This is a genomic window from Weizmannia sp. CD-2023 (genome assembly GCF_036225245.1).
GTDB lineage: Bacteria > Bacillota > Bacilli > Bacillales > Bacillaceae_C > Weizmannia > Weizmannia faecalis.
In genome coordinates, this window is record NZ_JARTJQ010000058.1 from 20,765 (window position 1) to 41,507 (window position 20,743).

The window sequence follows — 20,743 nt, forward strand, 5'->3', positions numbered from 1 at the left end:
CTTTTCTAAAACTAGTATGGATCAAAACACTGCTGTTCATGAAAAAAGTCTGCCCGTTTAAACAGACAGACTTTTTTAGCCTATTGTGCATCGATCATGCCCGTTTTCAAGCAGACAGGCGTTTCTTTTCATACTGTCGGAACATCAGCACATACATCCCCGCGCTCATTACCGCAAGCACGGCCAGGATGGAAAACGTCCATTTATAGCCGATCCAACCGGCAAGCGGGATGGAAACAGGGGCAATCGTGCGCCCGATTGTATTGCGCAAGCTTGCGGCGGCAAAATATTGCGCGCGCATTTCAGGCGGGGAAAGCTTCGAAACAAAGTCCTGCTGGATTCCGGTCACAATCAGTTCGCCAAGCGAGAACAAAAGAATCGAGAAAATAAAGCCGATGCTTGAAATCCAGACGCCGAACAAATAAATCGAAACGGCATACAGGAGGGAGGAGAGGACAAACACATTCCGCTCCCGATACCTCGTCACCCATTTCGTCGCCGCTACTGAAAAAAGCGCGACAATCAGCCCGTTTTCGGATAAAATAAAACCGTACAGCTGCTCGCCGGTAAAGTGGAGCAGATGGAGCAAATCTGCTTCAGGAATGGCCTGCTTCGTAAATACCGGCAAAATTAAATCAAGCTGCATATACGTTTGGGAAATCAGGATTCCGGCAAAAATAAACAACATAAATATTTTATCTTTGACAATCACCTGGTAGCTCTTGGCCTGTTCCATCAGCGTACTGTACCATTTTTTACGGACGCGCTGCTGCCCGCCTGCCCAAACCGGTGCTGTTTCGCGCGTATATTTGACGAGCAGTGCGCCAAGCAGAAAACAGGAAAGAGCGGCAAAAACAAGCAGTTCAAAACGGTAATCCGCAAAAAATATCCCGCCGATTGCCGGGCCGATGACGACGGAAATGTTCATAGATGTATAAAAAACGGCAAACACATGGCTCCGGTTTTTCTCATCCACAACATCGGCAATCATTGCCTGGCTTGCCGGATAATAAAAAGAACCGAAAACGCCGGCAGCCGTAAAGCAAATAAAAGCTGTCACGGCGGAATGGAACCATGGCGAATTGGCAAATCCGAAAATGAAAAAAGACACGCCCTGCCCGATTGAGGCCACGACCATCATTTTCTTTCTGCCAAAGCGGTCGGCGTAGTATCCTCCGAGCAAATTGGCAATGACGGAAAAAACTTGTGAGGCAATCAGCAGGACACCCGCAAGCCCGGCCCCAAACGCCTCGGTGAAATAAATGGTCAGAAAGGGGAAAAACATCCAAAAGGTGATATTCATCAAGGATTCCCCAAGCAGGCGGACTTTTAAATTTTGATCCCAGTCACGTATTCTCATAAAAATTTCCTCATCTGTCCAGAATTGGTATCAACCCTATGATACCAGAAAAAGCGGGGAAAACAATGAAGAAAGTTACAGGACCGGGCAAGGCATTGAAAGGGGGATTGCCAGATGTACCGGATAAAACGAATTTATGAAGAGCCCGGCGGGGACGGCAAACGTGTGCTGGTCGACCGCCTCTGGCCGCGCGGCATATCAAAAGAAAAAGCGGCACTCGATGCCTGGATGAAGACAGTTGCGCCGACGGGTTCCCTCAGGAAAAAATTTAACCATAATCCGGCTTTTTTTGCTGAATTTGCCGCGCTTTATAAGGAAGAGCTGGACCGGCTGGAAGACAGAACGGAACTGGACCGGCTGATCGAATGGGGAAAGGCTGGAACGGTTACATTGCTCTACGCGGCAAAAGACGAAAAGCACAACCAGGCGGTGGTGTTAAAAGAATATCTCGAAGAACGGTCATAATCGAAAGGCGCCGCATACGCTGCGGCGCCTGTTATTACGGGTTGTGCATGCGGTTTTTAAACGCTTCGTGCGGAAATGTTTGCTCGTCGTCATAGTTGCTGTCTTTATGCTGCTTTTCACCGGCCATCTGGTCTTTCGGAAAACGGCCCGGGTGGCCTTATCTTTTGTGGCCAAACATTTCTCCGCGTCCCATCCTTGTTCCCCCTTCCTGCCTATAGCGTCTCTTAAACAGAAGGAAATATGTGCCCGCATGCGGTATAATGGTAAAAAAGCGAAAGGGGTGCCGATCTTTGGATTTCATGAGAATGACGGAAGAGAAAATCCGGAGAGCGTATGAAGAAGGGCAATTTGAAAATCTGCCGGGATACGGAAAGCCGCTCCCGAAAGACCCGCTTTCCGGCGTGCCGGAAGATTTGCGGATGGCTTACCGGATTTTACAGAATGCCGGTTTTTCCCCGGAAGAAGCCAATTTAAAGAAAGAACTGCTTTCCATTGAAGATTTAATCAAACAATCTGAAAATGAAATGGAAAAAGAAGGATTACAAAAGAAACTGAGCGAGAAACTGCTGGCGTATAACCAAATGCTCTCCAAAAAACGGATCAAAACAAACAGCGCCATTTTTAAAAATTATCAGGATAAAATTGAAAAAAAGCTGTTTGATTAAGGGATGCCGCGAACACGACCGGAAGTGAAGCGGTTCCGTTTCAGGCAGCTCGTTAGAAAATGGGCGGCGTCCTGGATGAGGTACAGGGCGCCGTTGAATTGTAATCGCCTACTAAAGCCCAGGGAACGGAAATCAGCTGTCCCATTTACAAGGGCGTTTAAAAACCGCATCATTTTTCCCGCTTTTTTTACTATAAATTGCCGCCATCCATCCGATATAATGAAAGAAGACATTATGATATTCAGGTGAAAAAAATGGATAAATCATCAATTATTGGCGTAATTCTGGGTGTTGTGGCAATTGGTACCGGCATGGTGTTAAAAGGGGTAAGCCCGGCTGTCCTCGTCAACCCGGCTGCCCTTTTGATTATACTGGCGGGAACGGCTGCGTCCGTCATTATCGGTTTCCCAATGAGTGAATTGAAAAAAGTTCCGAAACTGTTGAAGATTATTTTTACGGAACAAAAACTGATGAGCACGGAAGAAATGATCCGCTTTTTTTCCGACTGGGCTCAGACTGCCCGGAGAGAAGGGCTGCTGGCGCTTGAAGCAAGGCTGGATGAAGTCGATGACGCTTTTTTGAAAAACGGCCTGAGCCTTGCGATTGACGGGCAGAGCGCCGAATATATCCGCGATGTGCTGAGCGAAGAAATTGAAGCAATGGAAGAAAGGCATCAGATGGGGGCTGCCATTTTTTCACAGGCAGGCACGTATGCCCCGACACTCGGGGTGCTCGGTGCTGTATTGGGGCTGATTGCCGCTCTCGGAAATATGTCGGATACAGAAGTGCTTGGGCATGCCATTTCAGCCGCATTCGTGGCCACACTGCTCGGGATTTTTACCGGCTACGTATTGTGGCATCCGTTTGCCAATAAATTAAAACGGAAGTCCAAAAACGAAGCAAAAAACAAGGAAATGATGCTGGAAGGGATTCTCTCCATTCTGGCAGGCGAATCCCCGCGCGTGATCGAACAGAAACTGGCGTCTTATTTGCCAAATGAAGAACGGATACAACTGATGGAAGAGATTACAGAAGGCAGCGTGGCAACAAATGAGTAAAAAGCGGAAGAAAAAACAAGAAGAAGAGGAAAACAGCGAGGCATGGCTCCTGCCTTATTCCGACCTTTTGACATTGCTTCTTGCCCTGTTTATCGTTCTGTTTGCAATGAGTTCCATTGATGCCCAGAAGTTTCAAAGATTTTCTAAAGTCTTAAACGGGGTGTTTGTTGGCGGGACGAGCTTTTTCGATTATACGAAGCAGACATCCGGGGATGATAACGGCACATCCGACACAGAAAAATTTATCGAGCAAAAGAAAAATGATGCACAAAAAAACGGGGACAGCACAACGAATGGTTCAAAAAGCAACAGCACAACAAATGCATCAAATGGGCAAGGGGACGCCCAATTAAAAGAAACCCAGCAAAAAATCAACACATACATAGCGCACAATAAATTGGAAGGAAAGTTTGAAACGTCTTTGACAGGCGAAGGGCTTTTGATTACGATCCGAGACAATGTCCTGTTTGATTCGGGAAAAGCGGAGGTCCGGAAAGAAGATATCAAAACAGCCAAAGCCCTTTCCAATTTGCTCGTAATGGATCCGCCAAGAAGCATTATCGTGAGCGGCCATACGGATAATGTGCCGATCCACAACTCCGTCTTTCAATCAAACTGGGACTTAAGCGTGATGCGCGCAACCAATTTTTTAAAGATCATTTTAGAAAACAAAAATTTAAATCCGAAATATTTTTCGGCAAAAGGATATGGGGAATACCATCCGATTGCGTCGAATGATACGCCGAATGGCCGGGCAAAAAACCGGCGGGTGGAAGTACTCATTCTCCCGAAAAATGAGGAAGGAAGCGACCGGTAAAACCAGGCAAAAAGAGCGCCCGGATCCGTATTTCCAATCGCCCCATCGTTCCGTGAAGCAAACTGTTTGTTTGAAACCGCACAAACGAGGTAAAATATAAACGTCCCAAAGATTAGAAAAGGAGATGGTTCGATTGGCTAAAAAGATCGCTGTACTTGTCACTAATGAAGTGGAAGATTCTGAGTACACCGAACCGGTGAAAGCATATAAGGAAGCCGGCCATGAAATTGTCAATATTGAAATGGAAGCCGGAAAAACGGTAAAAGGGAAACACGGCACCGAAATCCATATCGACAAAGGCATCGATGATGTCAGCGTGGATGATTTTGATGCTCTCCTGATCCCGGGCGGCTTTTCTCCGGACCAGCTCCGTGCCGACGATCGCTTTGTCCAATTTGTAAAACAATTTATGGATTCGAAAAAACCGGTGTTTGCAATCTGCCACGGCCCGCAGCTTTTGATTACGGCAAAAGCATTGGAAGGCCGGTCTGCCACAGGTTACAAATCAATCCGTGTTGACATGGAATATGCCGGCGCGAACTTCCGCGACGAAGAAGTTGTCGTATGCCAAAACCAACTTGTCACAAGCCGTACGCCGGATGACATCCCTGCATTTAACAGGGAATCGCTGAAACTCCTGAACGGATGAGCTTGTATGTAAAAACTGCTGCCTCTTTCCGGGCAGCAGTTTTTTTACTTTGCGCACAATGCAAATTAGGGATATGATAAATGGAGCGGGGAAACAGAAAATGAACTTTTACATAGAATAATGTTGCCATAATGAAAGGAAGTAGAAGATGATTACACTGAAATCGCAAAGAGAAATTGACATGATGAAAAAAGCAGGCAAACTGCTTGCTGATACGCATAAAAAAATTGCAAAAATGATCAAGCCGGGGATCACAACATGGGAAATTGAGGAATTTGTTGACCGTTATTTAAGGGAGCACGGGGCAACCCCTGAACAAAAGGGGTACCAAGGCTATCAGTATGCGACATGTGCAAGCATCAATGATGAAATTTGCCACGGGTTTCCGCGGAAAACGCCGTTAAAGGAAGGAGATATCGTCACGATTGATATGGTCGTCAACCTGAACGGCGCGCTGGCTGATTCCGCCTGGAGTTATCCGGTCGGAAAAGTAAGTGAGCAGACGCAAAAACTGCTTGATGTTACAAAAGAAGCGCTTTATAAAGGAATTGAACAGGCCAAACCGGGCAACCGGATCGGTGACATCGGCCACGCCATTCAGACGTATGTGGAAGCACAGGGGTTCTCGGTTGTCCGCAATTTTATCGGCCATGGCATCGGCCCGACGATCCACGAAAAACCGGAAGTGCCGCACTACGGGCTGCCGCATAAAGGACCGCGCATCAAAGAAGGGATGGTCATCACGATCGAGCCGATGGTGAATATCGGCAGCTATGAAACGAAGATGGATGACAACGGCTGGACAGCCCGAACCATGGACGGATCCCTTTCCGCCCAGTATGAACACACCATTGCGATTACAAAAGACGGCATTGTGATCATTACCGATCAGGAAGATTAATGCTGCACTGAAACACGGATCCGGGTTTCTATTCCGGAAACTTAAAAAAGCTGGGAGGCAATAAAACTCCCAGCTTTTTTACATTCTGAAACCTTCAAAGGCTTCCCATGCTTCGATCCCAAAATCAGGGAGACAATAAAGGCTCCCAATTTTTTGCATTCTAAAACCAGCCGGCATCAATCTTTTTTCAGGCTTCCGAGCTCTTCCACAATGGCTTGCATTTCATTCGGGCTGAATGTATTTTTTTTCATCACCATTTCGTACAAGTCAAACAAATCGTCATAATGGTCAATGCTAAACTGGGACGACTGCAGTGCCGCCGTATTGACCATTTTTAATTTCGCTGTAATTGCCTGCACCATATAAGCCATATTTTGCGCTGATTTTTCTGAGAGATCCAACATTTTCACCCTTTTCGTGTTTTTCTTGTTTTATTATACCGCATGACTACCGATCCCGAAACGTTTCATACGGACCGGAGAGGGAAATATAGTGGTAAACCGGACGGACAGAGGGTGATGAAAATTGGATAAAATTGCACTCCAGGCAGAAAAAAAACGTTCAACCATTGCGGCTTTGTTAGAGAACTCAAAACGGAACGATATTACCGGGATGGCTGCACAGTTATCCTACTTTTTTCTTTTATCTCTATTTCCGCTATTGATCTTTTTGTTTACCTTGCTTCCTTATTTGCCCATTAAAACGGATGATGTGTTAAATATGGTCAGGTATTTTGCGCCAAGCCAGTCGTTCAAGCTGATCGAAACCACCTTGAAAGAAGTGCTGATCAATCGGCACGGCGGCCTGCTTTCTTTCGGGATGATCGCGACTTTGTGGTCCGCTTCAAACGGAATGAACGCGGTCATTAAAGCATTAAACAGGGCTTATAAAGTAGAGGAATCACGCCCGCCTGTCATGCAACGGCTCATGTCGGTGATGCTGACACTCGGGATGATTATCGTGTTTATAGCCGTTATTTTAATTCCTGTGTTCGGCCAGCAGCTCATCCATTATGTGTTTTCTTACTTCGGGCTACCGAATGATTTGAAAAATTTGATCAATATTTTAAGATGGGCGCTTACGCCGGTACTGCTGTTTATCGTGTTTTTCTTGTTATACTTTTTTGCGCCGAACGAAAAATTTGGCTGCCTGACGGTTGTCCCCGGAGCCATTTTTGCAACAGTCGGCTGGATTGTGGCGTCACTCGCCTTATCGTTTTATGTCAGCCATTTCGGGAATTATAATGCCACATACGGCAGCCTCGGCGGGATGATCATCATGATGCTTTGGTTTTATATTAGCGGCATCATCCTCATTTTTGGCGGTGAACTGAATGCCGTTTTAAATGATAAACACAAAAATTGCTAATTTGGATCATTGCTTTTATGCGCATATTAAAAAAGCGGCAAGTTACCATGACACCTTAGTAAAAAGACGAAGCATTCTAAGTGAAGAAAGGCGTTCCAATTTCCGCCTGTTTTAACAGAGAAGCGTTCTAAGTTAAAACAGACGGACAAATTTCTTCGTTAGAGAAAGGCAGTCAAAATGCCACGCGATCTAAACACAGAGATCCCCGGGTTAAGATCGCGGCCGGTTTTTCAGGTAGATCTTATCGCAGCCGTTCTCAGCAAAGGAGGTTGCTGAGAACGGCGGACAAAAGGCAAAGCCGGAAGCGGGCAGCTGTCAGGAGTGCCGGGGAACAGCAGCGGCCGTTTTTTTGAAACGGAAAATCAAAACGGACAAAACAAGCAATAGCATACAAATCAGCAGGAAAAATACGGGCCCTTTTGTATATTTAATGATCACGCCACAAAGATAAGGGCCGGCCATGCTGCCAAAGCTGTATAGAATGCCGCACATGATGTTGCCGGCGGGAAGCAGCGGCCGCGGCAGCAGATCGGACAGGTAACTGATCCCGAGGGAAAACGTCGAGCCGACGGCCATACCGGCAACGAAAAAGCAGGCAAACAGCGCGATGGCGTTTGATTTGCTAAAAGCAGCCCCCGCAAAACAGGCGCAGCCGATCAAAAGGACTGCAATCAACACTTTTCGCCTTCCGAACCGGTCGCTTAACATGCCGAGCGGAAGTTGAAAAACAATGCTTCCGATCGAGAAGGCAGGGATAATCATGGAAACGGCATCGACATTTATTCCGTTTCTCAATGCATAAACCGGGAAACTGCTGTTTAAAGACGATTCCATGAATCCGTAACCGAGCGGCGGGAGCAATGCAACCCACGCCAATTTCCACACCTTTCCAAAACGTTGAAATGTGGCCAGAAAAGAAACATTTTCTAAATCCGCTTCCGGGTGCTCATTTTTTAAAAGAAAAACGGTTAGCCAGAAACAAAGGCTGATGATGGAGCAGGTAATAAAAGGAAGGCGTTCATCCACATTTACAAGCCTTGTCATATACGGCCCGACGGCAAATCCAAGGCTGAAAAAAAGCCCGTATAGCGCGATGTTCCGCCCGAGCCGCCCTTTCCGGGAGAAAGACGTGATCCATGTCTGCGCCGAAAAATTCAGCATATGGTCTCCAATGCCGATGAAAAGGCGCAAAATAAACCAAAACCATAACGATTTCCAGAACGGAAATAAAAGCAGTGAGGCAAAAACGGTCAGCCCGCCTGTTAAAATAAGCGGTTTATATCCGAATTTCCGCAGCGGCGCTTCCATGAGCGGGGACGCAAATAAAACACCGATATACAGGCCGGTTGCATTTAGCCCATTCAATGATGCATCAATTCCGTCTTTTTCAAAAATAATGGAAATCAGCGGCAAAAGCATGCCCTGTGTAAATCCGGAAACAGAAGTCATCAACACCAAAATCCAAAAACGCATATTTTCATAACGATTCATTGCTCTCACCCGGCTTGTTCTCGTTGTGCATTCGCTCTCTATAGCATAATCAGATCAGAAAAATTTGGCAAGCCAACCGATCTTTTGTAAAATTTTATAGAAAGCAGATAGGAGGATGGCTATGAATAAAATGTTTGCCATTATGGTGATCATCGGGGTTCCCGTCTCGGTTGCTGGAGCACTTCTGCACTGGCCGAACGTGTTGATGTTTGCCGTTTACTGCCTGACCATCATTGCACTGGCCAGCTTTATGGGGCGGGCAACCGAAAGTCTCGCCATTATAGCGGGTCCGCGGATCGGCGGTTTGTTAAACGCCACATTCGGGAATGCGGTAGAATTGATTATTTCATTGTTTTCCCTAGCGGCCGGGCTCCATCAAGTCGTGCTTGCTTCTTTGACGGGCTCTGTGCTCGGAAACTTGCTGCTTGTTGCAGGCATGTCGTTTTTGTTCGGGGGGATCAAATACAAACGCCAAAAATTCAACGTATATGATGCACGGCATAACTCAGGCCTTTTAATTTTCGCGATTTTTGTCGCTTTTGTGATTCCTGAAATCTTTTCCATGAAGATGTCAGAAGGGAAGACGGTCAGCCTCAGCATTGGCATTTCCATTATTTTAATCCTGCTTTACTTGTTTGCCCTGTTTTTTAAACTGGTGACACACCGCGGGATTTACCAGGACAGGGAAGCCCGGGTCAAGGAGCAGGAAGAACACGAAGAGCCGGAATGGTCAAAAGGAAAATCAATCATTGTGCTTGCCCTTGCGACGCTTGCAGTGGCTTATATCTCGGAAAATCTCGTACATACTTTTGAGTCCGTTGCAAAAAGTTTCGGATGGAGCGAAATGTTTATCGGGATTATCATCGTCGCCATTGTCGGGAATGCTGCGGAACATGCTTCTGCTATTTTGATGGCGGTGAAAAATAAAATGGACATTGCGGTTGAAATTGCATTCGGCTCCACACTTCAAGTGTCTATGTTTGTCGTCCCTGTCCTTGTGCTTGCATCTTTGTTTTTTGAAAAAGCCATGCCGCTTGTCTTTTCCATACCGGAGCTCGTCTCGATGATCGCTGCGGTCATGCTTACGATCATTTTGGCAAATGACGGCGAAACAAACTGGTTTGAAGGGGCTACTATGCTGGCAGCCTACATTATCATGGGGATCGGCTTTTACTTGCTGTAATGCCAAAAGTTGTCATGCGGCTTTCAGTACGCCGGAATGTTACCGGCCGTTATGGCATAGAGCGGCGAGTGCACGATGCATACCGGGATCAGGTTTTATTTGTTGGAAGCGGATATTTTAATCCGGGCAGGAAAAAATAACGGTACGTTCGTGAACCTCTTGTGAAAGGAGATAACATCAATGAAATGGATGCGGACGATCCTGATTTTCCTGTTCGCCGTACTTTTTGCTGCGCCGGCGGGAGAAGCAAAGCCGACAGAAAAACAGGTGCAAATTCCACAGTCGGTCCTGAACATTACAAAAGAAAATACGTATCCGAACTCGTCACAGGATCTGCCTTACTTGCAGCCGAGCAAGTTTACCGAAACCTTGCTGAAAACGTCCAATGTGAGAATTGAAAACCCGAATCTCGTGCGGATGTTGAATGAAACAAGCGTGAACCGTTCGTTTTTATCGCTCGGTCTGCGCGCGAAAATTTACCTGGGCGAATGGCCGCTGAATTATGAATCCAGCGAAACGTCGCCAAACTGGCAATACCAAAAAATCAATACGAACTACTTTGATAACCGCGGCGGCGATGCCAATTATAAAATGCACTATGTCCAGGAAGCGCAAAAGATCGTGCACGGCGGCCTGACTGCCAGGATTCCGCAAGCAGACGATGTAAAGAAAATGATGCTGTTAAAAGCAATGGAAAACTCGAAGTTGCCGCTTTCCTTTGACACGATTATCGGGGCCGGCACGAAAAAAGGCCATGAATACAATGTCCCGAAAAAACGGCTCGGCTATTTGTATGCATATGCTCCGGCCGTGAATGAAAAAGGAAAAGTCACATACGGCGAAGTGTACCTTGTCCTTAAAGGGACGAAACGGGAAATTTTGGTTAAAAACGTCACTTCCCACGGCATTGGTGCCTGGATTCCCATTCAGGACTATGTTTCGTTCAGTTTTTCTGTGAGCGAACAGCCGAAATAAAGAAGTTTATTTAGATTGGCCCGGACAGGTTCATCGGATTTTGAGGAGGCCTGTCTCATGCCAATTTTCTATGGCAATCGCCAATAAAGAAAGCTGTCTGAACGGCAGCTTTTTTCTGTGCGGAAAATAGGGTATACTATAATAAGAAAGTAGTACGTGAGGAGGATTTTTTTGGGGAAAGCGGTATATGACAAGGACCAGCAACTTACTTATTTAATGGAACGGCTGAATATCTTTTTGGAGGTTCTGGATTCGATTGATCCGGAAGCAGCAAGCCTTGAAGATATAGACCGGCTTATTCAAATGATCGATGAAATCGAAATGAAAATAGACCAATTTAAAAAGCGCAAACCGGCCCCTTCTTTGTAAAGGCCGGTTTTTTATCTGGCAGCGGGGAATCCGGATGTGGACCGGGGAGAATACCGTTTTGGAACGATGTTGCCCTGTTTTTCAGCACTAACAGAAACTGCCAGCATTTCCGCCTGCAGAAATGAAAAAGATAAGGAAAACAACAAAGGAGTTTGGTTATGAGAAAAGTTTTTGCGACACTTTTTGCAGTGTTCCTGTTTTTTTCAGTATGCCCAGAGCGAGATGCTTTTGCCATTTCCAACGCCCCGATCAACTGGGGATTTAACAAAGGCAAAAACGGGCAGCAGGCGGATGCCGGCGCCGCTTATAACGCCCTTTTGCAAAAATACGGCGGCATTTATAAGGGCAATCCGAATGACAAGTATGTGTATTTGACGTTTGACAATGGATACGAGAATGGGTACACCCCGAAAATACTCGATGTTTTGAAGAAAGAAAAAGTCCCCGCCATCTTTTTCGTCACCGGCCACTATTTAAAATCACATCCGGATCTGGTGAAACGGATGGTGAAAGAAGGCCATATCATAGGCAACCACTCGTGGGGCCATCCGGACATGACACAGATTTCCGATGCGCAAGTACGTGAAGAATTGGAAAAAGTGAAAGCGGAAACCGCCCGCCTTACCGGCCAGAAAGAAATGAAATATTTGCGCCCACCCCGCGGCATCCTGAGCGAGCGGACGCTGAAACTGGGCAATGAAGAAGGCTACACCCATGTCCTCTGGTCACTGGCTTACCTCGACTGGGATGTGAACCGCCAGCGCGGCACACAATTTGCCTATGACAGTATCATGTCGCAAATCCACCCCGGAGCCATTATTTTGCTCCATACCGTGTCAAAAGACAACGCCAACGCTTTGGAACGCGTGATCAAAGACTTGAAAAAACAAGGCTACAAATTCAAAAGCATGGATGAGTTCATGAAAACCGAGAAATTGAAAAAGTAACCAAAGAGGGCTGCCTTAAAAGTGAAGGGCAGCTCTGTTTTTCTTGCCGGCCAGAAGAAAAAGTGCTTGCCGGGTCGAATGAGGGTTTGCTGCATAAGCAAAGTTCCTATGGTGCCGCGTTCACTGCCGCATGGGCGTCTAATTCGACAAATGCGCACGCGGATCTTTTGCTTTTGTCTAATTGAAAAAGCTAATTAGACAAATGACCGTGCCGATTTCCCACTTTTGTCTAATTGGCAGCTCTAACTGTACAAATGACCACGCCGCTCATCTGCAATTGTCTAATTGGAAACGCTAATTAGACAAATGGGCGTGCCGCTTGCCTGCTTTTATCTAATTGAAAAAGCTAATTAGACAAATGACCGTGCTGCTCGCCCACGTTTGTCTCATTGTTGGAAGGTCTAACTGTACAAATGCCCGCGCATCCCTCCTGCATTTGTCCCATTGAAAACCTAATTAGACAGATAACCGGCCGGGTCTTTTTATCCTGTGATGTTTTCATGCCGCGTTGAATCGGCAATGAAAAGGGCGAGCGCTTGTGCTATAATACTTAAAAACGAATTGAGAGGACGCCATGTGGGAGAAAATCATTAAAATCAATGGCCCGTACAATTTTGACCGTGCGCTCGAAAGATTAAGCCTCGACCCGTTGCAGGCGGTGGATCCGCTTAGCCGGACAGTGAAAATCCCGATATACGACAAACAGCCGGAGGTAGCAGTCATTACCGCAACCGGCACAACCGAAAACCCAGAATTCCGGATTCAGGGGGAAAACGCGGACACAGCCCAGATGGTGGAAAAACGGATTTTCCATTTATTTCAATGGGATACCGATATCGCCGGGATCTCACAGCATTTTACCGGCACTGCCCTTGAACCGCTTTTTAAAGAACACCGCGGCACGCCGTTTGTGCTAGACTTTTCGCCATATGCCTGCCTGGTCAAATGCATCATCCACCAGCAGCTCAATATGAAATTTGCTCACACGTTGACAGAGCGTTTCGTCTATAACTTTGGTTTCCAAAAAGACGGTGTCTGGTTTTATCCGTCTCCGGAAAAAACGGCTGCATTGCAAGTTACAGATTTACGCGCCCTGCAGTTTAGCGAGCGGAAAGCGGAGTATGTGATCGGGCTTTCCAAATTGGTGGCATCAGGCGAATTAGATCTGGTGGCACTTGAAAAGAAACCGGATGAAGAAATTTTAAAAACGCTCGTGAAAATCCGCGGCATCGGCCCGTGGACCGTGCAGAATTTTCTCATGTTCGGACTCGGCCGCCTAAATCACTTTCCAAAAGCTGACATCGGCATTCAAAAGGCATTGAAAAAACTTTTCCAGCTTGAGAAAAAACCGACTTATAAAGAAATGGACGCTTACGCAAAAGACTGGGAGCCGTATTTGAGCTATGCCTCCCTGTACTTATGGCGCAGCATTGAATAAAAGGACGGATTTTATGCAAAAACAAGTCACCATTAAACCAAAACAGCAATTTCCTTTGACGATCAAACGGCTCGGCATCAACGGGGAAGGGGTCGGCTATTTTAAACGGACAGTCGTTTTCGTGCCGGGTGCGCTGCCGGGCGAAGAGGTGGTCGTTGAAGCCAAACGGATACACCCGAAATATGTGGAAGGCATTGTCAAAAAGGTGCGCAAACGCTCGCCACACCGGGTAAAAGCCCCGTGCCCGGTTTACGAGCAGTGCGGCGGTTGCCAGCTCCAGCACCTTGCGTACAAGCAGCAGCTCATCGAAAAACGCGACATTGTCATCCAGGCGCTCGAACGCCATACAAAGTTAAAAGTGGACGAACTCGATATCCGCCCGACGATCGGTATGGATAACCCATGGCTGTACCGGAACAAAAGCCAGTTCCAGCTCGGTGAAGACCATGGGAAAATCATTTCCGGCCTTTACAGCCTTGACTCTCACCGGCTGATCAACGTCCCGGAATGCATTGTCCAGCATCCGCTGACAAACAAAGTGACACAAGTGGTGACACAAATTTTAAATGATTTCCATGTCCCTGTTTACAATGAAAAAACCGGGAAAGGCATCGTGCGGACCATTGTCACAAGGGTCGGCATCCAGACCGGCCAGGCCCAGGTTGTGCTGATTACGGCCAAGCGGGAACTGCCGCGCAAAGATGTCATCCTTTCCGAGATCAAAAAGCGCCTGCCGGAAGTCGTATCGGTTGCGCAAAATGTGAACGCCAAAAAAACGTCGGTTATTTTCGGCGACGAAACGATTCATTTATCCGGAAAAGAAATCATTGAAGAACGGCTTGAAGAATTCACATACGAACTCTCCGCCCGCGCCTTTTTTCAGCTGAACCCGATCCAGACGGTGAAGCTTTACAATGAAGTGAAAAAAGCCGCTGCGTTGACTGGCAAGGAGAAAATTGCGGATGCCTACTGCGGTGTCGGCGCCATTGGCTTGTGGCTTGCGGATGGCGCATCTGAAATTCGGGGCATGGATGTGATTTCGGAAGCGATTGAATATGCCAGGAAGAACGCCGCCGCCCACAACATCCCGAACGCCCATTACTTTGCCGGCAAAGCAGAAGTCCTCCTGCCAAAATGGCTGAACGAAGGCTGGCGCCCGGACGTTGTCATCGTCGACCCGCCGCGCTCGGGCTGCGACGAAGCCCTCTTGCGGACGATTTTGAAGGTAAAACCAAAGAAATTTGTCTACGTGTCGTGCAACCCTTCCACTCTGGCAAAGGACTTACACATATTGAGCAAGGCTTATGACATAGCGTACATGCAGCCTGTGGATATGTTTCCGCAAACGGTGCACGTAGAGTGTGTGGTCTCGATGTCAAGGGTGGAGAAATAGGACTATTCACTTAAGACCATAACAGATGTGATAGATGTTAAAATCCAATACGGATTCCTTTTCTGGGTTAATCCGATAAAAATCATTTGTGAAACCGGGGGCGCATATGTATGAAATGGTTTGAAGTTCGTGAACATTTTCCAGAACGTTGTGTCTTAGTGGAAGCATTAAAATCCGAAACAAGAGGAAAAGAAAGAATCATCGAGGAAATGTCAGTCATTGATGACTTTGAAAACGGCAATGCAGCATGGAAAGTGTATAAAAAACTACATGCGGAAAATCAAAACCGGGAGTTATACATTTTTCATACGAATAATGAAGAAATAAAGGTAATTGAGCAGCCATATCTAGGCGTGCGAAGAAAAGTATGAAATTTCATATGGATGATCACTTGCCTCTAGTAGCTGGTGAGATGGATTACAATGGAAATAAAAAGATATTTAATTATTAGCAAAAAGGCCCTGTTTTCGGAATCATAAACATTCCGATTTCAGGGGCTTTTTTTGTCCAAACGGTATCATCCCTGCTTTTTCCTGATGCTCCTTTTCTTTCTCTCATTTTTACTTAGTTTTTCTGTTGACAAACAAAATAAACCAGTATATTATTTACTTTGTTAATAGGAATGAAAACTAAGTAAATATCTTTGGAGGTTCTAAAATGAAAAAAGATGAAATTCTGGACAAATTATTGGAAATTACGCATCAGCCATTTCTCATTTTTGTAAATGAAGTAGAAGAAAAAACAGATAATGCTTTCGAAACGTTGAAGTTGTTGGCAGCGGAAGAAAATGTGACAGCGGGCCGCATTTCTGAAGTGCTTGATATTAAGCCGTCAAGTGTGACGCAAATTATCAAGAAACTTGAAGAAGCCGGCACTGCCCGGCGTGAAAAATCTGAGCAAGATTCACGTGTAACGATTGTAAAAATTACGGATAAAGGACATGAAAGCTTAAAAGAGCGCAGTTCCATTTCAACGACGCTAAAAGATGTCCTCTTCCAAGGGTTTGCAGAGGATGAGCTTGCAATGTTGGATCAATATCTTGAACGCATGGTTTCCAATATTTCAAGTGAAGCATTTCAGGATAAGCTCCTCGAAGTCTTCAGCAATGATAAACGCTGGGAACTTTTTGGAAAAATGAGTGCCCGTTTCGGTCGTGCACGAGAACAAATGTTGGAACGCAGCGGGTTTGGTGGGTTTGGCGGCCGCGGATTTATGGGCGGCGGGTTCGATGGCTGGAAGAAAGGACGTAAAAGATAATGGAAAGAGGATTCAATGGTTCAGTCCGTAAAGATCAAACCAAATTTTCAATTGGACAATTTATAAAACTCATCAAAACGACGCAACCGAAATATCTGTTGCTGGCAATGGGTGTCTTATTGCTGGTTGTTTCATCCGGTATACAAATTTATGTGCCAAAATTAGCGTCATCCCTTGTCAATCATTTTTCAAAAGGAATTGACTATGGGTTATTAGGGAAAGTCGTAGCACTATTTGTTATCTCAGCTATTGTTTCTGCAATTGGCGGAACGGTTCTGGGGATTTTTGGAGAAAATGTAATCCAAAACTTACGAAAAAGCTTGTGGCAAAAGTTAACCACTTTGAAAGTGAGCTATTTTGACACTGTCAAGGCTGGTGAAATTTCAAGCCGTCTGGTAAATGATACAGCGCAAGTCAAACAATTGCTGGCTGTAACATTCCCGCAAACATTAGCGAGCATCATTACAGTTATTGGGACAGTATACATGATGTTCAAGATGGACTGGCACATGACTGCAGCCATGATTGTAGCTGTACCGGTCGTCGTGATCCTCATGATACCAATCATGGCATTTGGAACAAAAATAGGGCATATCCGCCAAGAGGCAATGGCTCAATTTAATGGGATTGCGAGTGAAACATTAAGTGAAATCCGATTGGTAAAAACTTCAAATGCAGAAAAGCAAGCGCAAGTTCGTGCCAATAAAGAAATAAATAAACTGTTTAAAGTTGGAAAAAAAGAAGCTGTCTTTGATGCAACGATGCAACCTATCATGATGATGGTATTCATGAGTATGGTGTTTGGGCTTCTTGCTTATGGGATGCACCGTATTGCAATTGGTGAAATGCAAATCGGGATATTAATGAGCTTCTTGATGTATTTGTTTAACTTGATTGGGGCCATGCCGGTCATTGCAACCCTATTTTCAGAAATGGCAAAGGCTGCCGGTTCAACGCGCCGTGTACAAGAATTGCTTGCTGAAAAGCCGGAAGATTTTACGAAAGGCATTGAATTGGATTTGGCTGGTAAAACCTTATCAGTGGAACATGTGGATTTTGCCTACGAAGATGCGCCGGTTGAACCCATTCTGAAAGATGTATCATTTACGGCAAATCCAAATGAAATCATTGCTTTTGCAGGTCCTTCCGGCGGCGGCAAATCGACAATCTTTAGTTTGCTTGAACGTTTCTATGAGCCTACAAGCGGATCAATCAAATTTGGAGATGTGAAGATTGAAGAGATCAATTTAACAAATTACCGCAGTCAAATCGGATACGTTTCACAGGATTCTGCGATTATGGCCGGTACAATCCGTGACAATTTGACTTACGGATTAGCCGGTACATTTACGGATGAACAACTTTGGAACGTTTTAGATTTAGCCTTTGCACGCAAATTTGTCGAAGAAATGCCTGACAAGCTTGAAACAGAAGTGGGGGAACGCGGCGTGAAAATCTCCGGCGGCCAGCGTCAGCGTATTGCCATTGCCCGGGCCTTCTTGCGCAACCCCAAGATTTTAATGCTTGATGAAGCAACTGCCAGTCTTGATAGTGAGTCAGAGATGAAAGTCCAAGAAGCCTTAACAAATTTGATGAAAGGCCGTACGACTTTAGTCATCGCCCACCGCTTGGCAACCATTGTGGACAGCGACAAGATTTACTTTATTGAAAAAGGTGAAGTCACAGGATCAGGTACACATGATGAATTGGTACGTACGCATGAAACGTATGCGAAATATGTGGCTGAACAATTTAAGGTAGATACACCGGCCATGTAAAGGAATGTTCACCATACAGTGTGAAAAATGCTTTTTCAATGGGATGAAATTTTTTGGGGGATGAAGGATTTAAGAAAATATGGTTCAATGGTACTGGAGAACTGTCAATGCTCATTAGCGGTGCCTGTCAACTATCCGAATCGTGTCGAAACCTGACAAACTCAGGGAAGTGACAGGCACCATTAAGGCAAAAATGACGTTCGGTTTATAAGATTGTCACTCAGCCCAATAGGCAAAGAAAAGCACTTCCTCATTTTAAAGGCAGAAGAACAAATGTACAAAATTCATGAATTAACGGTATACGGCCAAGGAAATTGAGATGGCAAATAGAATGCTGCACAATCGTAAAAAGGTTCCCTTTGAATCAGAACTGAGAATTTTTCTATTAAAGCGCATATAGGGGTGAATGATGGATAAATACAATAAATTGTACAAACAGTATTTACACAATCAAAGCAACTTATCATTTACGAAAGAACAAGTAGTCGATCGAATAAAAACAAAGTTTAATGCAAGGGAATTTCCTAAAGAAGATTTGCTTGATTTAGTGAATGACGATCAACTAGAATACTCTAAGATTTTCACCTGCCTTTGTATCGATGATCCTCATGTTTTGTTAAAACTATATTCGGACAAGGAAAGAGAGGATCATAAGGAAGAGATAAAAGACAACAGGCAGAATCCGCTTAATCCTAAAAAAGTAAAAAAAACGGAGTGGAAATATAACCATATCTTATTGGATGAACAAGAAGGAAGACGTCTTGATATTGTACTGGAAAGTAAAGATGGGGTCTATATTTCTGAATTTATAGTGAGAGGGGAATGTGAAAGGTTAAACCGGTATCTGAACGCTTTGGTCGTTGGTGCTCTTATTCAGAGAGGAGATAGTGAATATCCTGCCGATATTAGTGATGAATACTTTCAATTCTATCTGGAAAATATTGAAATGTTTGGATTCATAAATTAAGGTATAAGTGTCTTGGGGATATAGTCTGGCATCTGGTTAAGGTCCAAATTGGCAAAGATGTTTAGACCCAACAAAATGATTTAGTGATACCTGAAATATTCATAGCTACAAATCCCATTTGATAAATTTTGTTAAATTAGTTGAAAATAACGGTATTTAATTAAGAACCGTAGCCAATTCATAAAATAACTGAATTTTCAATAGAACAACTCTGGTATTTTGGGCATACTTGCCCCTTGACTGAAAAATTTATTTTTTTCAGTTATGAGAAGTATTCTATTGGTCATTCCAATTGTAGCTTTTGAATTCGATTCAGTACATCCCAAAAGAAATTTTGATACACAAAACTCGATGATAGTTTGAAGTAAAGGGATCTGCCTGATTTCACGACTTTACTTGCCGCTTTAATTAACCGAGTACGTATCGTATCAATTTGCATAGTTTTTTGACCTTCCGGAAAACAAAGAGTTCGTAACCAATTGGTCAAATTATATGCAAGAAGTGTTAACATCATTTTTACTTCGTTCACTAGAAAAGCGTGGCTATTCATATGATCAAAGTAAAAGCCATTTTTTGCTTCTTTGATATAGTTTTCCATCGTCCCTCTTTTTTGATAAGCTCGGACGATATCTTGAGGAAAAGCTAATTCAAAGTTAGTAACAAAAAAGGAATGGGTAAAGAACAGCTCACCTGCAGGACGTACCGATTGAATAATCACCCTTCTTGGTTTTGACCATGATTTTGCTTGGTAAATCGTTTCTTCATAATAGGTTTCCGTCTTGGAAACATCTAAAGGTGCGGAAGAAGGATGGTATTCCTTCGCTAAACTTTGTAGTTGTGAATTCGATTTCAACCGAATAATATACAAAACAGATTCTTCTTCACACAGATCGTATAATCCCGGAACAGCAAACCCGCTATCTCCACGAAGAAACAGGGTAGTTTCCGGAAACATTTCGTTATAATGTTTAATGAGAGGCCGAATAAATTCCACCACACCATTTGATGTATAAACATTTCCGGGACGGAGTTGTGCTTTCAAAAAGTCACCAGTCGCACCATCAAAGGCGACTAATGGATGAAAACCCATCGTGCCATAATGAGTATTATATGACGAAGATTCTTGGTCCCCATATGTATCCGAATGAGTCGAATCCAAGTCGATAAATAACTCTTTCGATTGTCGAAAACAATGAATCTTATCAAGCATTTCTTGGTTAGCCAGATTTAATTGTTCAATTGAATCTTTATCAAATCGTGTATAAAAGCGAGACAAACTGGGCTGGGAAGCAAGTGTTGGAGTTTCAATGATTTCCTTAAACACAGGATCATGAGTCAACTGATCAGCCGCATCATCTTCCGCATACCCGGCAATGAGTTGATAGACTTTTTGACGTAACAAGTTTTCATTTGAATGAAGATAATATTTCCTTGAATCGTTAAGTCTCAAGTACTTAACTAAAGTCTTTGAAAAACCAATTTTTTCATCGAATTCTCTAAAAAGAAACTCACCTGTATCGGAGGAAAGAGAACCTCCATCATTTGACAATTTAATTTTATGATTGAAATCAAGTGTTTTTTGCGTTAAAGTAACCATATAAAGAGTCCTTTCTGTTTGGTTTTTGTTTTGGTTACTTTAACTTTAACCTGAATCCGTGACGA

At 44.6% G+C, this 20,743-nt stretch carries 21 protein-coding genes; 17 read left to right on the forward strand and 4 right to left on the reverse strand.

What is annotated here, in order from left to right; translation table 11 throughout:
• Nucleotides 1-106: 106 nt before the first annotated feature.
• Entirely contained in the window at nucleotides 107-1,360 is a 1,254-nt protein-coding gene (locus P9687_RS07920; protein ID WP_061575110.1) for an MDR family MFS transporter, read from the reverse strand.
• A 114-nt stretch (nucleotides 1,361-1,474) separates the two neighbouring features.
• Between P9687_RS07920 and P9687_RS07925 the strand changes: the two genes are divergently transcribed.
• From P9687_RS07925 to map, 6 genes are all read left to right on the forward strand, one after another.
• Complete coding sequence (locus P9687_RS07925) at nucleotides 1,475-1,825, forward strand: DUF488 domain-containing protein (RefSeq protein ID WP_017551467.1); 351 nt, start codon at nucleotides 1,475-1,477, stop codon at nucleotides 1,823-1,825.
• A 290-nt stretch (nucleotides 1,826-2,115) separates the two neighbouring features.
• A complete protein-coding gene (locus P9687_RS07930; RefSeq protein ID WP_168985553.1) occupies nucleotides 2,116-2,490 on the forward strand; it encodes a J-domain-containing protein in 375 nt (124 codons plus the stop codon).
• Between the two features lie 254 nt (nucleotides 2,491-2,744).
• The gene (gene motA / locus P9687_RS07935) at nucleotides 2,745-3,548 is read left to right on the forward strand and encodes a flagellar motor stator protein MotA (RefSeq protein ID WP_168985552.1); all 804 of its coding nucleotides are present in this window, start codon (nucleotides 2,745-2,747) and stop codon (nucleotides 3,546-3,548) included.
• Nucleotides 3,541-4,365, forward strand: coding sequence for a flagellar motor protein MotB (gene motB / locus P9687_RS07940; RefSeq protein WP_168985551.1), 825 nt, complete (start codon nucleotides 3,541-3,543; stop codon nucleotides 4,363-4,365). Before motA ends, motB begins: the two co-directional genes overlap by 8 nt.
• 133 nt (nucleotides 4,366-4,498) lie before the next feature.
• Nucleotides 4,499-5,014 carry a type 1 glutamine amidotransferase domain-containing protein gene (locus tag P9687_RS07945; RefSeq protein ID WP_168985550.1) on the forward strand — a complete coding sequence of 172 codons (516 nt, stop codon included), beginning with the start codon at nucleotides 4,499-4,501 and terminating at the stop codon, nucleotides 5,012-5,014.
• A 148-nt stretch (nucleotides 5,015-5,162) separates the two neighbouring features.
• Nucleotides 5,163-5,915, forward strand: a complete 753-nt coding sequence (map, locus tag P9687_RS07950) for a type I methionyl aminopeptidase (protein WP_035183718.1) — start codon at nucleotides 5,163-5,165, stop codon at nucleotides 5,913-5,915.
• Nucleotides 5,916-6,091: 176 nt separating this feature from the next.
• On the opposite strand, the gene P9687_RS07955 is transcribed toward map, so the two are convergent.
• Entirely contained in the window at nucleotides 6,092-6,316 is a 225-nt protein-coding gene (locus tag P9687_RS07955; protein ID WP_017551472.1) for a DUF1128 domain-containing protein, read from the reverse strand.
• Nucleotides 6,317-6,440: 124 nt separating this feature from the next.
• Between P9687_RS07955 and P9687_RS07960 the strand changes: the two genes are divergently transcribed.
• Nucleotides 6,441-7,283 carry a YihY/virulence factor BrkB family protein gene (locus tag P9687_RS07960; protein ID WP_328228773.1) on the forward strand — a complete coding sequence of 281 codons (843 nt, stop codon included), beginning with the start codon at nucleotides 6,441-6,443 and terminating at the stop codon, nucleotides 7,281-7,283.
• Between the two features lie 315 nt (nucleotides 7,284-7,598).
• On the opposite strand, the gene P9687_RS07965 is transcribed toward P9687_RS07960, so the two are convergent.
• On the reverse strand, nucleotides 7,599-8,783 hold the full coding sequence (locus P9687_RS07965; RefSeq protein ID WP_168985547.1) for an MFS transporter: 1,185 nt from the start codon (nucleotides 8,781-8,783) through the stop codon (nucleotides 7,599-7,601).
• A 112-nt stretch (nucleotides 8,784-8,895) separates the two neighbouring features.
• Here P9687_RS07965 and cax point away from each other — a divergent pair, with 112 nt between their 5' ends.
• The 10 genes from cax (at nucleotide 8,896) to P9687_RS08015 (ending at nucleotide 19,081) form a co-directional block, all read left to right on the forward strand.
• The gene (gene cax / locus P9687_RS07970) at nucleotides 8,896-9,957 is read left to right on the forward strand and encodes a calcium/proton exchanger (RefSeq protein WP_014097241.1); all 1,062 of its coding nucleotides are present in this window, start codon (nucleotides 8,896-8,898) and stop codon (nucleotides 9,955-9,957) included.
• Between the two features lie 180 nt (nucleotides 9,958-10,137).
• Nucleotides 10,138-10,932, forward strand: coding sequence for a YfkD famly protein (locus P9687_RS07975; RefSeq protein ID WP_168985546.1), 795 nt, complete (start codon nucleotides 10,138-10,140; stop codon nucleotides 10,930-10,932).
• A 171-nt stretch (nucleotides 10,933-11,103) separates the two neighbouring features.
• Complete coding sequence (locus P9687_RS07980; protein WP_013860353.1) at nucleotides 11,104-11,301, forward strand: SE1561 family protein; 198 nt, start codon at nucleotides 11,104-11,106, stop codon at nucleotides 11,299-11,301.
• Nucleotides 11,302-11,459: 158 nt separating this feature from the next.
• Nucleotides 11,460-12,248 (forward strand): delta-lactam-biosynthetic de-N-acetylase, encoded by a 789-nt coding sequence (pdaA, locus tag P9687_RS07985; protein WP_035183746.1) that lies wholly within the window; start codon nucleotides 11,460-11,462, stop codon nucleotides 12,246-12,248.
• A 574-nt stretch (nucleotides 12,249-12,822) separates the two neighbouring features.
• Nucleotides 12,823-13,686: a DNA-3-methyladenine glycosylase family protein gene (locus P9687_RS07990; protein WP_328228772.1), complete on the forward strand. Its 864-nt coding sequence runs from the start codon at nucleotides 12,823-12,825 to the stop codon at nucleotides 13,684-13,686.
• A gap of 13 nt (nucleotides 13,687-13,699) precedes the next feature.
• Nucleotides 13,700-15,079 (forward strand): 23S rRNA (uracil(1939)-C(5))-methyltransferase RlmD, encoded by a 1,380-nt coding sequence (gene rlmD, locus P9687_RS07995; protein WP_168985545.1) that lies wholly within the window; start codon nucleotides 13,700-13,702, stop codon nucleotides 15,077-15,079.
• A gap of 110 nt (nucleotides 15,080-15,189) precedes the next feature.
• The gene (locus tag P9687_RS08000; protein ID WP_061577444.1) at nucleotides 15,190-15,450 is read left to right on the forward strand and encodes a hypothetical protein; all 261 of its coding nucleotides are present in this window, start codon (nucleotides 15,190-15,192) and stop codon (nucleotides 15,448-15,450) included.
• A 286-nt stretch (nucleotides 15,451-15,736) separates the two neighbouring features.
• Nucleotides 15,737-16,336: a MarR family winged helix-turn-helix transcriptional regulator gene (locus P9687_RS08005; protein WP_168985544.1), complete on the forward strand. Its 600-nt coding sequence runs from the start codon at nucleotides 15,737-15,739 to the stop codon at nucleotides 16,334-16,336.
• The gene (locus P9687_RS08010; RefSeq protein WP_328220251.1) at nucleotides 16,336-18,114 is read left to right on the forward strand and encodes an ABC transporter ATP-binding protein; all 1,779 of its coding nucleotides are present in this window, start codon (nucleotides 16,336-16,338) and stop codon (nucleotides 18,112-18,114) included. Before P9687_RS08005 ends, P9687_RS08010 begins: the two co-directional genes overlap by 1 nt.
• Before the next feature lie 409 nt (nucleotides 18,115-18,523).
• A complete protein-coding gene (locus P9687_RS08015) occupies nucleotides 18,524-19,081 on the forward strand; it encodes a hypothetical protein (protein ID WP_168985542.1) in 558 nt (185 codons plus the stop codon).
• 283 nt (nucleotides 19,082-19,364) lie between these two features.
• Here P9687_RS08015 and P9687_RS08020 read toward each other — a convergent pair whose 3' ends face one another.
• Nucleotides 19,365-20,678 carry an IS1380-like element ISBco1 family transposase gene (locus P9687_RS08020; RefSeq protein ID WP_017554688.1) on the reverse strand — a complete coding sequence of 438 codons (1,314 nt, stop codon included), beginning with the start codon at nucleotides 20,676-20,678 and terminating at the stop codon, nucleotides 19,365-19,367.
• Between the last annotated feature and the right edge of the window lie 65 nt (nucleotides 20,679-20,743).